General features: G+C 44.3%; 14 protein-coding genes. 5 read left to right on the top strand and 9 right to left on the bottom strand.

Going from position 1 to position 16,652, the window contains the following annotated elements; all coding sequences use genetic code 11:
* Positions 1–106: 106 nt before the first annotated feature.
* Genes K360_RS0101690 through gcvPA form a run of 3 tightly spaced genes read right to left on the bottom strand, consistent with a single transcriptional unit; the run spans position 107 to position 4,243 of the window.
* Positions 107–1,231, bottom strand: coding sequence for an ATP-NAD kinase family protein (locus K360_RS0101690; protein ID WP_024821458.1), 1,125 nt, complete (start codon positions 1,229–1,231; stop codon positions 107–109).
* A gap of 6 nt (positions 1,232–1,237) precedes the next feature.
* Positions 1,238–2,827, bottom strand: coding sequence for an aminomethyl-transferring glycine dehydrogenase subunit GcvPB (gcvPB, locus tag K360_RS0101685; protein ID WP_024821457.1), 1,590 nt, complete (start codon positions 2,825–2,827; stop codon positions 1,238–1,240).
* A gap of 24 nt (positions 2,828–2,851) precedes the next feature.
* Entirely contained in the window at positions 2,852–4,243 is a 1,392-nt protein-coding gene (gene gcvPA / locus K360_RS0101680) for an aminomethyl-transferring glycine dehydrogenase subunit GcvPA (protein WP_024821456.1), read from the bottom strand.
* 505 nt (positions 4,244–4,748) lie between these two features.
* On the opposite strand from gcvPA, the gene K360_RS0101675 reads away from it, so the two are divergent.
* The 5 genes from K360_RS0101675 to K360_RS0101655 all read left to right on the top strand — a co-directional run bounded on the left by K360_RS0101675 (position 4,749) and on the right by K360_RS0101655 (position 10,153).
* Positions 4,749–5,408 (top strand): GntR family transcriptional regulator, encoded by a 660-nt coding sequence (locus K360_RS0101675; RefSeq protein WP_024821455.1) that lies wholly within the window; start codon positions 4,749–4,751, stop codon positions 5,406–5,408.
* Between the two features lie 255 nt (positions 5,409–5,663).
* Positions 5,664–6,749 carry an AI-2E family transporter gene (locus K360_RS0101670; RefSeq protein ID WP_024821454.1) on the top strand — a complete coding sequence of 362 codons (1,086 nt, stop codon included), beginning with the start codon at positions 5,664–5,666 and terminating at the stop codon, positions 6,747–6,749.
* A 323-nt stretch (positions 6,750–7,072) separates the two neighbouring features.
* Positions 7,073–7,738 (top strand): GntR family transcriptional regulator, encoded by a 666-nt coding sequence (locus K360_RS0101665; protein WP_024821453.1) that lies wholly within the window; start codon positions 7,073–7,075, stop codon positions 7,736–7,738.
* An 86-nt stretch (positions 7,739–7,824) separates the two neighbouring features.
* Positions 7,825–8,814 (top strand): uroporphyrinogen decarboxylase family protein, encoded by a 990-nt coding sequence (locus tag K360_RS0101660; protein WP_024821452.1) that lies wholly within the window; start codon positions 7,825–7,827, stop codon positions 8,812–8,814.
* Between the two features lie 28 nt (positions 8,815–8,842).
* Positions 8,843–10,153, top strand: coding sequence for an L-cysteine desulfidase family protein (locus K360_RS0101655; RefSeq protein WP_024821451.1), 1,311 nt, complete (start codon positions 8,843–8,845; stop codon positions 10,151–10,153).
* 72 nt (positions 10,154–10,225) lie between these two features.
* Here K360_RS0101655 and K360_RS0101650 read toward each other — a convergent pair whose 3' ends face one another.
* Genes K360_RS0101650 through dctP form a run of 6 tightly spaced genes read right to left on the bottom strand, consistent with a single transcriptional unit; the run spans position 10,226 to position 16,650 of the window.
* Positions 10,226–11,311, bottom strand: coding sequence for an NAD/NADP octopine/nopaline dehydrogenase family protein (locus K360_RS0101650; RefSeq protein ID WP_024821450.1), 1,086 nt, complete (start codon positions 11,309–11,311; stop codon positions 10,226–10,228).
* 13 nt (positions 11,312–11,324) lie between these two features.
* Positions 11,325–11,675 carry a GrdX family protein gene (locus K360_RS0101645; protein WP_024821449.1) on the bottom strand — a complete coding sequence of 117 codons (351 nt, stop codon included), beginning with the start codon at positions 11,673–11,675 and terminating at the stop codon, positions 11,325–11,327.
* Positions 11,676–11,677: 2 nt separating this feature from the next.
* Positions 11,678–12,988 (bottom strand): glycine/betaine/sarcosine/D-proline family reductase selenoprotein B, encoded by a 1,311-nt coding sequence (locus tag K360_RS0101635; protein ID WP_084043836.1) that lies wholly within the window; start codon positions 12,986–12,988, stop codon positions 11,678–11,680.
* Positions 12,989–12,999: 11 nt separating this feature from the next.
* Positions 13,000–14,292 carry a glycine/sarcosine/betaine reductase component B subunit gene (locus tag K360_RS0101630; RefSeq protein ID WP_024821446.1) on the bottom strand — a complete coding sequence of 431 codons (1,293 nt, stop codon included), beginning with the start codon at positions 14,290–14,292 and terminating at the stop codon, positions 13,000–13,002.
* Positions 14,293–14,303: 11 nt separating this feature from the next.
* Positions 14,304–15,575: an L-cysteine desulfidase family protein gene (locus tag K360_RS0101625; RefSeq protein WP_024821445.1), complete on the bottom strand. Its 1,272-nt coding sequence runs from the start codon at positions 15,573–15,575 to the stop codon at positions 14,304–14,306.
* A gap of 58 nt (positions 15,576–15,633) precedes the next feature.
* Entirely contained in the window at positions 15,634–16,650 is a 1,017-nt protein-coding gene (dctP, locus tag K360_RS0101620) for a TRAP transporter substrate-binding protein DctP (RefSeq protein WP_024821444.1), read from the bottom strand.
* Between the last annotated feature and the right edge of the window lie 2 nt (positions 16,651–16,652).

Genomic DNA, 16,652 nt, shown 5'->3' with positions numbered 1-16,652 from the left:
GTTACGTACGACTCGCTCAGCAACGAAATGAATTCATTGAATCCATTGTGTACATCAATTACAATATCACAAAAAAACCTTCTGTCAACGATTACGCTGCAGCGTCTCATCGTACTTTATACACTACATATTCCTTATATCCTGTAATGAGATGGATATAACCGGAAAATTTCTGATTAATGGGTGTATCGCCGGTATCGATAAGTAAAGGAGAACCTTCCAAAGAACAAAGTTTAGCTGGTGTACAGAGAACAAAGAGATCATCACGAGATACAAAGTGAAGAACACGAGGACTTATTTGCTGGTTTCCTCGCCCCAAAAGAAAACCCTGTCCACCAATAGGGGTTATAAGAAGTTTCACCTTTTTATGCTGAGCGCAAAGCTTTAATAGTGCTTCTTCTGAAAGATCTTTTCCTACAAGACGTTTGTTGCAAACACAATCCACACCTAAAAGAGAGTAATCAAGGTTCAGAGCAGACATAACAGCCCTTGTGGTTGTTCCCGGCCCAATGATGTACAGCGTATCGGCATCCATTTCGTTGTGAATAATATGATCAGCTATTGCTTGGTGTACAGCTTCTTCAGAAGCAGGACTTCCTGCTTTAAGCCGTTGCACTCTTCTTCTTTCGAAAGGGATATTGAGATACCCATAAAGCTTAGCAGTTACAACTCCGCTTCTGAAGAGGTCTTCATCAATATCCATTACCTCTGCGAGTTTCTTTTGTGTACTCTGCCCTTTCAAGTATAATTGAGCCACTTCACCAGCCTGTTGCGGAGAACAGCCAAAAACAGCTGAGTGAATTTTCACTCCGGAGGGGATACCGAGTACTGCAAGTTGAGAGCCCACACTCTCACATATGTCACGGGCCGTACCATCTCCTCCGGCAAAAAGTAGAAGATCCACTTTTTGTTTTAACAACTCTTTTGCTGCAAGGATTGTGTCTTCACAAGTAGTGTTTTTTCCAGATATCACTCCTTTCAATAAGATTGTTGGGAAGAACCCCTTTTGTTTTGCTACTCTTTCTCCCATATCTCCCGGAAAGGTAAGAATTTGTATTTCCTCTTTTATGTCTAAAAGTTTTTCCAGGGCCTCAGCAGCGCGCTCCGGAGCATGAGAGGTGGCTCCCATCTCCAGAGCCCGTGCCAATATAGCGGGGCCATCAGTTCCCTTGAGCCCAACTTTGCCACCCATTCCAGCAATTGGATTAATGATGAGCCCCAGCTTTTTCATGCCTTGTTACTCCTCTATCCGTCTTTTTTCAAAATAGCCCTGATATTTCTTTTGATAACTCCTCCACGTAATAGCCCACTTCTCAGGGTCATCAAAATAAGAGTGGTCTACTGTATGGATCGTACTCTTATGAGGGGCTGTTTTAACTATCTCCGGGTTTTCGTAAGCTTCTTTCACAATCTGTTCAGTGATAGCTATAAACTCGTCCAGCTCTTGTTTTGAGTAAGATTCCGTTGGCTCGATAGTGAAAGGTTCTGGAACTATCCAGGGTTCATGGCTTGTCCAATAGTGGACACCAAAATCGAACATCCTGTTCTGTACATCAGTTGTGGTTACACCCGTTTCTTCTTTCAGTTTCTGCCAACTGTAACGGACTTGCTCTACCCTGTGTTCCCCTTCAGCATATGGTGCAGAAGCACCTCGTATAGCCAGGATTTTTCTAAAAATATAGTTATTATTTAAGACTGCCACCCTGGCCGCTTCCTTAATACCATCGGCTCCTAAAGCCCGAACCCACGCATAGGCTTTGAGAATGGCGGGGAGGGTCCCATAAAAGTTTTTAATTTTCCCTACAGAATGGGGAAGGTTATAGTTTAAAGAAAAAGCACCCGTCTTCATGTTTTTTTCTACAAGGGGGGCAGGAAGATACTGTTTCAACCTTTCTGTAACGCCGACAGCACCACTTCCCGGGCCGCCGCAGCCATGGGGAGCCGAAAAGGTTTTATGAAGGTTGAAGAAGCAAATATCGAAGCCGGCCTCCCGAGCGCGAGTTATGCCCATAATGCCGTTGAGATTTGCCTGATCGTAGCTGCAAAGACCTCCAACGCTATGTACCAGATCTGTAAAATCCTTGATCCGCGAATTATAAATTCCAATATCTTCAGGGTTTGTAATCATAAGAGCAGCTGTTCGTTCTGAAACAGCATTTTTAAGGGCTTCGAAATCTGGACGTCCGTCGTCGCCAGGGTATATTGTGATGATTTTAAAACCTTTAAGTTTAGCTACCGCAGCGTTAGAAGGATGGGAATATATGGTCGTGATAATTTCATCTTTTGTTTCTGTCTGCCCCGTATGCTCAAGCCAGGCTCTGATAATGGAAATAATGGAATAAAGAGCTTGAGAACCTCCACCTGTCTGAAGAGAAAAAGCGTCCATTCCAGAAATAGCCCTCAAAGCAATATCCATGTTATAGATAATTTCAAGAGCCCCCTGAACTGTAGATTCATCTTGATATGGGTGGAGCTGGCTTATTTTGGGATTTTGTGCCAGGACCTCGTTTATTTTGGGGTTGTACTTCATCGTGCACGTCCCCTGCCCAATATCAATGTTCAGATCAGCACCGAGGTTTTCCTGAGAAAGGCGAAGATAGTGTTTTAAAACCCTCATTTGTCCCATTTCAGGAAGGTTTGCCTCATCTGATCGGACCATATGGGCAGGAAGCTTTTTTATAGGATCTTTAACGGTGTTCTGTATTCCTTCTTCTATCTCGGGCAAGAGCACTCCCCGTTCGCCTGGTGTTGAGAGCTCGTAAATAATGGGTTCGTCCCACCGCGCCTGATGGAAGTCTCTCAGTTTGGTTTGCATATTCATTCCCATGAGCGTTCATTCCTTTCTTTCAATTTATACAAGAATTTCGCCTAGAGCTGTGATGAGAGTATCCATGTCTTGTTGCGTTGTAACTTCTGTTACGCTGTAAAGAGCGCTCTCGCCATAGCTTGGGAAAAGTTTCGAGACATTGAGGCCACCAAAAATATTCCTATCTAATAGAGCTTTATTAATCTCCTTCACAGACTTTCCTGTTCCATCAAAGTTCACAATAAACTCTTTAAAATGAGGGGTGGATTGAAGGGGTATTTTTACGCCTGGAAGCACCGCCATTTTTTCCATAAGGTACTGACAGCGTATATAAACGTTCTCTCCAAGCTCCTTCATGCCTTTTGGCCCCATAAGAGCTACGTAGACCCCTGCAGTAATTCCCCAGAGAGCCGCTGCTGTTCCAACAAATTCTTTAGCTTTTTCTCGCTCTGCAAAGGATGTTCGTTCCCAAGCTACATCTCCAAATCCCCACTCACCATGGGTTGTGGGAGCTATTCCAAAAAGCCGGGATGGATACTCTCTAACGAAGGTTTCGTCGTCCCGAGTAGCCATGAACCCACCCCGGGCTCCACCATAACATTGATGCATACCAAGAGGTTGTAGGTCTCCGCAAACAATATCTGCCCCGTAACGGGACGGAGGCGTCAGGAGTCCCATAGAGGAAGGATCCACACCTACAACCATAAGAGCTCCAGCCTCATGAAGGATTTTCGCTATGTGGGAACCATTGGAATCTATAGTGCCGATAAAAGATGGGTTTTCAAAATAGAGAACAGCAGTTTTAGACGATGTAAGGCTTTTGAGTTTCTGTACATCAAGGCATCCTGTTTTAGGATCGCAGGGGACGCAGACTATTGAGAGATCTGGGTTGCAGTAATTTTTTATAACTGCTTTTGTTTCTGGATGAATATTTTCAGCCACAAGCACTTCGCTGCGGTTCGCAATTCTGGAAGCCATTCTGATGGCTGTGGCTGCGGCCTGAGCTCCATCATATGTTGGAACGTTTACAACATCCATATCCACAAGCTCGGCCATCATGCTTTCATATTCAAAAAGAGCTTGAAATCTTCCGTGATCTTCGTAAGGCTCTCCTGCGTAGGCCGTAAGAAATTCCGAACGTTGGTTTATTTCATCGCATATGGCGGGAACGTAGTGGTTCCAGCACCCTCCGCCAAGAAAACTAATATTTTCTGTAGTAGTGGCATTCTTTGAAAGAACCTGTTGCACATGTCGCTTAAGCTCAATTTCAGAAAGGAGGGGGGCGGGAAGATCAAGTGGTTTGTGAAGCCTTAATTCATAAGGGATACACTCAAAAAATTCATCAATGCTTTCCGCACCTATTTCCTTCAACATTTCTTCCTGAATATGAGGAACGGAGTTTGGAATATAAGGGTATACGACCTTTTTCTTGTCCATGAGCTTCCTCCTCTTTCTTACTATATAATTCTTTTAGTATTCATGGAATACATAGTATTCATAATCCATTTTCCCCGTCCTGTCAAGTTTTTTCAATTTCTAAAATTTCATAAACAACTCGATACAAGAGATACTTTTAGAATGGGAACAACCAGATTCGACATCTTTTCCTTCTCGCCGCATAAATTTCTAAGGTCCTTGACAATCGATATTGCATCTTTTAGCATTCAATGGATACATAGAATTCTGGAAAACAAGGCGACAATGAAGACACTAGGGAAATAAATGTATGATGAGTTGGAGGTCTTTATGAAAAATTTGATAAAATAAAGCCAGCTTTTTAATTGATTTTTCCGTTCTCTCACAACTTCTTAAATAACATCTTCTTTAATATAAATATATTTATCTATGTCTGAATCTAAGCAGTTATGGAGAATTTTCTCGTGGGGAGTTCTGAATAGGGTTCCTTCGACAGAAAATCTATGTGGACAGGGAGGTTTTTTTATTGAGGCATCATTCTCAAACACAATCATCTGTAGATTATGTATACAAAGAACTACGCCGTAAAATCATGAATAAAGAATTCAAACCGGGGCAACATCTTCCAGAAATAGCTATCGCAGAGCAGTTACATGTGAGTCGAACCCCTGTGCGAGAGGCATTTAGACGTCTTGCAAATGAAGGGCTTATTAACATGATACCCAACGAAGGTGCCAGTTTAGTCGACCCATCTAAAGAAGAGATTGAAAATACCTTCGAGATGCGAGCATATTTAGAATGTTTGGCTGTGAAAAAAGCGGTACATCACATAACGCCTCTTCAGCTTTGCATGTTGGAAGAAGAGATGCAAAAAGAAGAAAGTATTTTTGCAGAGAAGGATTTGGATAAGTACCTGGAGATAAACAATGCTTTCCATAAAATTATTGCGGAAGCCAGCGGGAATGTAGTTCTTTATGATCTTATCGTAAGCGTACTCTCTCGCTCTCTCGTCTATTTAGTGCTTTTTGAATCATTTTTTGACTTCGGAGGGAACCCCAGCCTTGATGAACATAGAGAAATTGTAAATGCACTGAAGGAGCATAATGAAGAAAGAGCTGTTGAATTAATGCGCTCTCACATTCTTGCCTCCGCTGAATGCGTTGGAGAGCATGGTGCCAAGTCTTGAAATATGCAAGAGAGGGGAAATGCACCTTTCTTCAGCATGTTTAGTGGCATGAGAGCACTGGAGCCTGCAATGATCACATCTAGAGGTGGGCGTACTGAAACTTGTGAGGTTACGTCATCTGAGTGAACTGTATAGGGGAAACACTCTTCGTCAAAATCTGGCACCATTTAATTATTGTCTATATTGGCCACATCGGTTACATTGGCTGCATAGGTGGTCGTATCAACGCAGACCTCCTAGGATAGGAGGGGAAATATGGGCTCTTCTTCTGAGAATAATAGTAACGAAGAGATAAAAGAAAGGGTTCAGGTTGTAAGTCGATATGGGTTCCGAAGCCTTTTTTTCTTTATGGGGTTTCTTTGTGTTGTAGCGGCAGGCGCCGTGCTTCGCTCTGCAAGAAGCGTTGTTATGCCTTTGGTAGTGGCATGGCTTCTTTCTTATATTTTTAAACCTATAGTGAGAAAGCTCGAGAAGAAAAAAATTCCTCCTACCCTCTCTATAACGTTGTTACTTATTCTTTTTTTAGGTGTCTGTTTACTGGCGTTCACTTTCCTCTATAGGCGTTTAATGCCCTTTGTAAACGCATTCCCGGCCTATTATGAACGCCTGATACATCTTATACAGGATGTCGGCCAATCCACAGACCTACCAACAGATCTTTTGATTGAATTTGATTGGGGGAAACGCTTAACTTCCTGGCTTCTTACACTTCCAGGAACTGCTATTTCTCTGGTTAGTAATCTTTTTCTCGTGATCGTATTTCTGATCTTCATATTGCTGGGGACACCTGCGCCAGGGGGGAAACTTAAACGAGCTTTTTCCCCCACTACTGCGGAGCGAGTGCAGCAGGTTATTAACGCCATATCCGCACAGATAGGTCGATATTTAGTTACAGCGGTGATCATCAGCGCCGCGACCGGCATAGCCGCATGGCTCGCCTTAACGGCCATCGGAGTGGATTTCGCCGTTAACTGGGGAGTGCTGGCCTTTGTTCTCAACTTTATTCCTTACATTGGATCGATTCTAGCGTCTATCCCCCCTATTTTAGTGGCGTTGGTAAAATTTTACCCCGATTTGGGGCCTGCTATAGCCGCATCTATCGCTCTATTAATAATTCAAATGGGGATAGGAAATTTCTTAACCCCCAAGGTCATGGGAGACGCTCTCGACATCAATCCAATTATCGTATTAGTATCGCTGCTCTTCTGGGGATGGCTCTGGGGTGGTTTCGGAGCTGTACTCGCCGTTCCCATCGCTGTTGTCATTAAAATTGTCTGTGAAAATATCCCTTCCCTTCGGCCAGTAGCTATTCTTATGGAATCCGGGCGAAGGAAAAAGTAGAAAGAGGAAGTACCTCGTCTTGAAAGAACGCAATATAAATGAATGACGAAAGCATATTTGATACTCTATGTAACTGAGGAACTGATTACAAAGGTGGCTTCGTTTCTGAGAAGCCACCTTTTTGATTAGGCAAGGGTTATTTCTGAAAGAACGCCCCTTTTCCTTATGCCCCCATCATGTTCAAGCACTGCACATTTACAAAACCAGTCATCATTATTGACATCTTTACGATATTTAGTATAGTGAGATAAAAATAATATAAAATATCGTATAAAATCATTGGCGAAATAAACTGACTATTGAACGAAGGGAGGGAGTTCTTTTTGTCTTTAGCGCAATTGACCCCCATTAGCTCTGACGGTGACAAGACGATGAAGCAAAAGGTCTTAGAAAGTCTCAGAGAAGCCATTATGAGAGGATATTTGGAAAGTGGGCAGCAGCTGCGACAAGATGACATCGCTTTCCAGCTAGGTGTAAGCCGCATCCCCGTTCGAGAAGCCTTAATGCAATTGGAGGCAGAAGGGCTTGTAACTTTTTACCCCTATAAAGGAGCGGTCGTTTCCACTCTTTCTCCCGATGAAGCAAAAGAAATTTTCGAAATTCGTTTTATTTTAGAGTCTGAAGCCTTGCGTTTCGCCTTTCCCAATCTTTCCAACGACGTCCTTGATGAAGCACTGCGGCTTGTAGAAGAAGCTGGCGCAGAAAAAGATTCTGCCAATTGGAGTGATCAAAACTGGAAGTTTCACTCTTTTCTATATCAATATGCGAAGAGGCCTCGCCTTCTCGCTATGATTGATTCTCTCAACCAGAATATTGATCGCTATATTCGTATTTATTTAAGAACTTTAAGTTTCCAATCTGAATCTATCGAAGCTCACAAGCAGTTGATAACTGCTTTACGAGAAAGAAATATAGAAAAAGCTGTAGATCTTCTGAAAGAGCATTTAAAAAACGCAGAACATCACATAATTCAGTATTTAACGCGGTAAGTTCTTTCTATGAACTGTACGCGTTGTGAACCTTAGACAGACATATGTCGCTTATGCCAAATTTCTTTACTAAGGAGGATTTATCTATGAATCATCGCGAACGAATCGAACATGCTATAGCTGGGAAAGAGACAGATCGTTTACCGTACAGCCTTTGGTGGCATTTCCCCAACAAAGACAGAATGCCTCGAAGATTGGCGGAGCTCGCTATTCATTATCAAGAAGCTCTGGATCTGGACTTTATTAAATACATGCCTTACGGAATGTTCTCCACCATTGATTGGGGTACAGACCTCAAGGTATTCGAAGGGTTTGGCGAACCACCCGTAGCTGCCAATTTCCCTATAGCTACGCCTGAGGATTGGGACAAGATTACTCCTCGTTGCGGTACATCTGGGGAGTATGCCATTGTTCTTGAATCTCAGCGAATTGCCCTTAAAGAACTCCATTGTCAGGTTCCTATTGTACAGACTGTTTTCAGTCCCCTTACAACTGCTCTTAAAATGGCTGGTGAAGAGACTCTGAAAAAGCACCTGGTAGAGTGCCCAGAGAAGGTTCATAAGGGATTGGAAGTTATTACCGAGACCACGAAGGAATTTGCTCTGGCTGCTGTTGAGAACGGTGCGGCGGGAGTATTTTTTGCTACGCAGATGGCAAGCCGCGACCGTCTTAACGAAACACAACTCAACGAGTTCATGAAAAAGTACGACCGAGTCATCCTTGACGCCATTAAAGATACATCTTGGTTTAACGTGCTTCACATTCATGGATCGAACATCTATTTCGAGGAACTTCTTGATTACCCAATTCAAGTTTTGAACTGGCATGATAGAGATGACGGTCCTTCCATGGAGGAAGCTCGGGCTAAAACCGACCGCTGCTTCTGCGGAGGATTGAGCCACAAGCACACTCTTCCCAATGGGACAGAAGAAGAACTTCGCGCTCAGGTTCAAGATACATGGAAACATAATGATGGAAAAGCTGTTATTTTTGCTCCTGGCTGCGTAGTTAACCCGAACACATCCGACGAGCGTCTGCTGCTTGTCAAGAAACTTATCGAAGAGACAGCACGGTAAATCTGCTGAAGAGAAGGAGTCTATATACATGGTATCGCTCAAGAATTTCCTTAAAGAAGAGGTAAAGCCTGCATTAGGATGTACCGAGCCCGGCGCGGTAGCTTTGGCTGTCGCCCGGGCTACGGAAGAGCTGGGAAAGGTCTCTGTAAATTCCATTAAGGTTCTGGTGAGTGGAAATATATTCAAGAATGGAATGTCTGTAGGCATTCCCGGGACAAACGGCCTTCGGGGCAATGTCATTGCCGCGGCGCTAGGCGCCTTGTGCGGAAAGAGTTCCCTCGGTCTCGAAGTCCTCAAAGACTGTACTGACGACATGGTGCTTAAAGCTCAGAAAATGGTGTCTGCCGGACATGTACAGGTCCTCCCGGATCCCGACCGGAACGGTGTTTATGTCAAAGCAAGCGTGCAGGGCGGGGATAAAACAGCCATCTGTATCATTGAAGGCAGCCATACAGGCATTGTACAGGTCACCCTTGATGGGAAAACTGTCTTCTCTCTTGAGGCAGAGACAAAAGAGAATAAATCTGGAGAGAAAGAGTCTCTTTCTGCCGCGCAGGAGATCGCCCAAATGCCCTTCTCATCTGTGGTGGACCTTATCCAGCAGATGGACGACAATGATGCCGCCTATGCGCTGGAAGGGGCACAAATGAATATGGACATGGCAGAACATGGTTTCGACGAGAGCCAAACCCTCGGTCTTGAGGTGGGCAAAACCCTCAAAAAAGCCGCTGCCAACTGGGAGACCCTGGACCGGTCCATTAAAATTCGCGCTATTAGTTCCGCAGCTTCCGACGCTCGAATGTCTGGAGCCCCCTACCCTGTCATGAGCAGCGCGGGGAGTGGGAACCATGGAATCACCGCCATCCTGCCCGTCTATATTCTGGGACGTGAACTGGGCAAAAGCGACAGAGAGATAGCGGAAGGCATTATTTACAGCCACCTGTGTACAAGCTTCGTGAAGAGCCGGATGGGACGACTGAGCCCGGTTTGCGGATGTGCCGTAGCGGCTGGAGCCGGTGCTGCCGGCGGGATCGTTCATCTTCTGGGAGGTTCCGATGTCCAGGCAGCCAAAGCCATGGAGCTTGTGCTGGGGAACCTTGTTGGAATGCTGTGCGATGGAGCCAAGGAAACATGCTCACTGAAGGTCGGAACTGGAGCTTTTGAGGCTGTACAGGCCGCAGAGCTCGTTATGAACGGACATTGCATTGAAATCCCCCAGGGAGTTATTGACGAGAAGATCGAAGAAACCGTCGCCAATGTGGTAACGGTAAACACCCAGGGAATGAGTGACGTAGACAAAATTATTCTCGATATTATGGCTTCTCGCTCTGCCTGCTAAATAAAACAACCCCAAACATCTCATAAAGAAAAGGGGCAGCCTTGTTAAGGCTGCCCCTTTTCAGTTCTTTTGTTAAATATTACGAATCTGGTCAATGGAAAGATCTGCAATACCCAGTGTCTCAAGGGTGGTTCCATTCTTCAGATAGTCCACTCCATGAAGACGAGAAGCCAATTCCACCGCAAGCTCCACTGTAGGAGCACTACAACCAGCTTTTCGGGCAAGCAGCAGGGCCGGAACAAGAACTCCGGGAACATCTTCTGTAAGGTATCGCCCTTTTATATTATGCCCTATTAAGTCTTCATAGGGAGATTGAGGACTCTGCACGTACTCATAATATGTTTTTGTGTCATTGTCTCCGTAAAACATTTTAAGCTGTTCAAGGGCTTCAATGAGATTTACTCCATAAGCTCTACCAATGGCTCTTCGCTCTTCATCCATTTTTTCCATAAGCTTTGTTATCTCGGGAGTAATTCCATCCATGTAATGGCGAAATCCTTCCGGATTTTTTTCGATAGCGCCATAATTTAGAAGAACTGGCAGTGGGTGGAGGGTAAAGTTGATATTATCAAGGTCAATGGCAAGTAAACTATTGGAGGGAATAAATTCTACATATCCCTTAAAAATATCTTGCATTATTTCGAATACTTCTTTTGCTTCAGCTGCAGGAGAAGTGGCAATTTGCAACTTAAATTTCTTTTTAAAAATCCGGACTGTATTGTAGCTGCTAATGCGGCAAGCATAAGGCATAGAAGCTGTCTCTGAAATGGAAATTTTTACATCAACTCCAGCTTCTTTCATTATTTTACGAAGTCTGAAACCAGCATAGTTACCAGGTACTACTACTACATGCTGTCCATCTTTAAGATGGGGGAGCATTTTCTTGAAGATAGGCTCATGTGCAAAAGAAGGAACGACCACAAAAAGCACTTTCGCCTTATCCATAGCTTCAGCAATGTCCATGGTAACACCCATTAAATTACCTTCTAGATTAATATCTCCTTTAAGATACATCTTCTTTTCTTCCCGAAGTCGTTTGTAATCTTCGGTAGCCTCGAGAGGTTCCCACATCATAACGTCGTACCCTTTAGCCCCTATCTGTGCACAAAAAGCCCGTGCTCCATTCCCGCTGCCAAGTACTGCAAATTTATGATCCATTGCTACCCCTCCTTTAGGTTATATTTAAGCGAATCGTCGATAAGAGCAAATCATAATCAATGAAGCTATAGTCATCTTGCTTGGCTATATCGCTATCGAATTGTCCTCGAGATAGACGTTCAATTGCATCATCAATCCAGAGTACCGACCGGGCACACACTTCATTCTGAGGTCCATCGAGTACAACAGATCTGTAAGGATTTCGGCAAAGACGAGCATTCCCAGCTAATGGATGCGCAAAGAGAACAAACCCCACATGGATGTATTTCCGTGCAAACTCCAACACAAGGGAGGCCGAACCTTTTATAGATTCTGCTTGGGAGAAAGCACTGATCACCCGAGGATTGTTCGATAGGATACGCATTTCTATTCCTCGAAAATAGTCTGTTCTAAAATGGGTTCAGACAAGGCTTTGAGAGCTCTTTCAAGAAGACGTTTCCGGATGGCAAGCTCTTCTGCTGGCTTCTCTGAAGGAGCGCCTACTGGATGAGGAATAGCAACCCCTCGTATTATTCGGTTGGCCCCTACTGTGAAGGCAACCGATGGGATGGCTGTAATGAGAACTGCTGGTAACCCCACTCGCTCTATTTCTCGGGCCAACGTTGCTCCGCAACGAGTACCCGTTCCTCAAGTGGAAGTAAGAATAACTCCATGTACCCCCTGGCTTAAAAGCATTTCTCCTATTTCTCGCCCATATCGTTCCGCAGACCTCACCGCCGTAACATTTCCTACAGTAACGGGATATTCGTTATGGAGACGAGCAAAAGCCTTCTCTTTTTCTAAAATCCGTGCAGCATCAAGAGGCAATACACGATTAGGATTTTCATTTGCAGCTACAGGATCGTAGCCTCCATGAGCGACTTCATAATCCCCTTTTTGCAATGCATCGAGGCCCTCTATGGAATAGTGACACCATTTCGAAGCGTTATGAGCCTCTATTCGGTCTGGATTTCCTCGAGGTACAATCCCACCCTCCGTACCAATGGCGATTACGGCATCTCTCATGTTTAAGACAGGGCGAGCTGGAGGAACAGTATCGAAGACTGGCATGGGGAGTTCTGTAATGTAAGGACGGTTGTAAAGTTTGTTAACCAACATATCCACTGCTCGCCGAGATCCCCTTTGAGGTTTCCGTATATTGGTTCGTATGCCTCTTGGGATATATCCTTCTTCTTCAGGGCCTCCAATAGTTTTCTTCTCCAGAACTTTATCCGCGAGATGAATCATTCGAGGCACAACAGAAGAAATTTCCCGAGCTGAATCACCTGTTTCAATAATGAAAAGATCTTTTCTGGCAATATCTACCCCTGGATTTACAGGATGCATGGCTGTTATAGCTGGGATTTTCAAAGTCGTTGTTATAGCTTGACATAGGGTGCCGCAAGAGGTTCCATATCGTCCCGCAGCAAAGGCTGGCCCTGCAATAAATAGATCTGGTTCTTCCTTCTTAACCCATAGAAGAACCTGTTCTTTCACTGTCTCTAAGTTCTCCGCTGCATAGTTATCTCCGCAAATAATCGTTTTTACTATTACATACCGATTATCAGACTCTTGTTGAAAAATATTACCAATACCCACTGGCCCATCTGTCGTAAAGGGATGTATACCTGCTTTATCCTCCCCACCAATCTGCCCGAAAAATTGATTTATGTAATGAACGACTTTGATCTTTTTCATAGCTCCTCCTCCTAAATTGCCCATGTGGTGAGGTTTTCTATGCCTAATTCGTTGGTAGCCCCCATGATGCCAGCTATTTCCATAGACACAGACCCATCAGGGAGAAGACTGCCGGAATGACCGCCTGTAATGACATCAACACATTCAATATGGCCAATAACTTCGTCCATAGGAGGTAAAATCACTCGCTCATTCCCGTTTCCGTTCGTTACAACAGCATCTGCCTCTGGAGTTACATCTGCAAGGCCTGGAGACGCACCATCAGAACCAGCATATTCATCTGTGACCAGCACTGTTTTTATGCCACGCTTTTCAAAGAGCCTCGTGAGCATCATGAGATCGGCCTCGGGGTTGCCTCCCCCATCTTCGGAAATAATGGCCCCATCTGCTCCCAGCATTTCAGCTATTTTGAATACCTGGTTGCAGATCCGCTCTTTCTCTACGAAAGCTGTGCGAACAGGAGCGACTATAACTCCTAGAAAATTAATATTTTTTTCATGTTCTAATAAAAGATCTTCTACAATAGGGTTGTTTTGATGGTGGTACGTAGTATGTTTGTGGCATGGGGCTGCGCAATTGCCGCTTACCACAGCTCCATCCATAAGCTCTGTCGGATTCATGAAGACAGGAAGACATCCCTGCGCGTTGAGACCATAGAAATAGTTATCGTGAAGCAATCCTTGTGCTATGGCTTGACAGACATAAATCACTTTAGGTAATGAGCTGTTTCTTCCTAGGAGTTCCGCCAACGTAGGAACCGTGTACGTTGTTTCTTCGTATAAAGGGTAGTTCTTTACTGCTTCTGCCAGGAAACGGGCGACCTTAATGCCGCCGTTTCGTACACTTCGCTCGTGTTCATGTTTCCCAAGACCAGGGACTGGCTCAAAAAGCAAAACTATATTGTTCTTCTTCGAAAAGATGCTGTATTCCGCACCTTTTCCCTTCATATCTATGAGACCTTCCTGGAAATTCACAAGTTTACCTGACGTCACCACAGCTGCCCCATCGAGAACAACTGTGGTTCCTCGACCCGAAAGGAAATTAGGGTCACAAAAAAAGCCCGGGAAGGTGTAGGTTTTTTCTTCGAGTTTCGTTCGAGGCTCTATGACATCTTTTACAGGGATAATTCGCTTGCTTTCCCCAGGCCGAGCTACTTTAATATCAACACTTTGAAGCTGCTTATCTTCGAGAAGAAGGGAAACGAGCTCTTCTTTATCTATAAAAAGAGTCTTATCCTTAATTTCAGTGACTGTCCCAAACTCTATGTTTGAAATTGAGATTCGTCTCAGCTTCAAGGTTTCCATAAAGTTCCCCCCTAACCCTGTTCTCGTTCTATAATGGCACGGCACATTTCTTCATCGGCAGGAGCCATTCCCTTTTGTGCTATCCGGCCAAGAATGCAGATGGTATCATCTGCTCTCTCACAAACGAGTCCGTCTCCTGAACGGATAGACGTATTATTCATTGCCAAATAAGCTGATTCCATTGCCGTACCTACCGCATTGGCCAACTTCATAGCACATCCGAGCTTTGCGCCATCGCACAAGATGCCGCCAATACTTCCTACAACAGTATTGATTGCTCTTTCCACCTGCTCAAAAGAACCGTCAAGCATAAGGACCATTCCAGAAGTAACACCCAACCCCGCAGCTATGGCGCAAGCACACATCGGTGAAAGGCGACCAATATGACTCTTTAGATAAATAGTGACAAGAAAACTAAGGGCAAGAGATCGAAGAAGCGCTTCTTTATCTTTATCAAGTTCACGAGCCATAACAACAAGGGGTAACGAAGCTGTAATGCCAACATTTCCACTTGTGGCACAACTCATGGCTGGCAGCCCCAGGCCATCCATTCGTGCATCAGAGGCAGCGGCTGTCAAGGCTTTAGCCTTGATAATAGGATTCATATAGGGATAATCGAGGAACCCCTGTCCAAACTTTCCTCCTGCTTGTTCTTCAAAACCAGCCTTGGCAAGTTTTTCGTTCATCACTATGGCATCTTGAAGGAATAATAAATTCTCAAGAGGCTCACTTAAAGAAAAATCGTAAAGATCCTTAAGCTTATAAGAAAGGATTGCATCTTTCGAATAGTCAGAAGCTGCTGTATCTTCTTGGGGTTTAGCCAATATCATTTCTTCATTGGCTTTTATAAGAACTACATTTGTATGGGTTTTAACGACAACTGCTCGTCCAACTCCATTTGTAGTTTCAACTGTAGCATCAATATAAAGACCAACCTCTTTTCGAGTCCAATCGATAGAAATGTGGGTGTTGGGTAGCATGGCTATGGCCCTTTTCTCGTCTTCCTTCGTGATATTATGTAAAACCTCTAGGCCTGCTTCTGCATCCCCAGCAACGGCACCAAGAGAAGCCGCTATATCAAGCCCTAATAGCGATGTACCTGGGATACCCACTGCTATAGAATTTTTATACGTATCCCGATCCATCACAACTTTTATGGATTTTACTTCCCCTTCCACAGCTGCTTGAGCCACACTTGCAGCAAAAGAAACAGAGGTCGGGCCAGTACATCCAAGGGCTGGCTTAACTTCTCTTTTCAAAATGGTAAGCAACGATTCTGACACTACAATTCCCCCTTTTTAGAAAGTAGGGGCTTATTGAAGCCCCTACTTATAAACAGTTTTAATCCATAACTAGCTTCACAGCTTCGTCAAAGTTTGCCTCTCCAAGTATCTTTCTCATTTCAGGCCAAACTTTTTCTCGAGCATTATCAGTAAGGGCTTGAAGCTCCTCTTTGGAAAGGTGAACAACCTCAATGCCATACTCTTCCATACGCTTCTCATTTGCCGCTTGATCAGATTCAGCCTGAGCAACGCGGCGATCTTCCATTTCGCGAGCCAACGTAGTAATTAAAGCCTGATCTTCCTCAGAAAGAGAGTTCCAAAGTTCCATGTTTATAATGAGATACCACTGCTCAAAATGAGTATTCGATGGAACATAGCACTTGATAATGTCGCGGAAATTCGCATAATATCCTTCTGCTCCGGCTCCAAAAGCCCCATCTACAATTCCAGTCTGAAGAGCTGTAAATGTTTCAGCAAAAGCAAGAGGAGTAGCCATGTACCCTTGTGCATCTGCCAGAAGCTCAAAGGCTTTCTGCGTCGGGACTCGGACTTTCAGCCCTTTAGAGACGGAAGGATCGCCAGGTTTCTCAGGTTTTTTCATGAGAGCGGTTCCTCCGAAATACACCGGCCAAACGCTAATAATTTTGAGGTCTTGTTTGGCGTAACGTTCCGCTGCCCAGTTCATGAGGGGAGTGCCGCTTACATAATTTTTCTTTACTCCCTCCCAATCATTCACAATGTACGGGAGATTCAATATCTGGAGCATTTTGTCGGCAGTGGTAACGACAGGCTGAATGGCCATGTCTACCGCACCAACACTCACTCTTTCATGAACGACGGTGTAGTCGCCAAGCTGACTGTTATCAAAAATCTGGAGCTTAATACGACCGTTAGATTCCTGTTCAAGTTTTTCTGCAAACCACTTCACATCTTTGTCAATTGCCGTATCTGCCGGGCGGATATGAGAAATCTTCCAGACATAAGATTTCTCTTTGGCCAGAGCTTCTCCGCCTACCATAAAGAGAGCCGCAAAAACAAAAGAAATTCCCAATAGTGCTGCAAAAAACTTTTTCATGA

The organism is Aminobacterium mobile DSM 12262 (assembly GCF_000526395.1).
GTDB classification, from domain to species: Bacteria; Synergistota; Synergistia; order Synergistales; family Aminobacteriaceae; genus Aminobacterium; species Aminobacterium mobile.
This window is presented reverse-complemented; position numbering and strand designations above follow the sequence as displayed.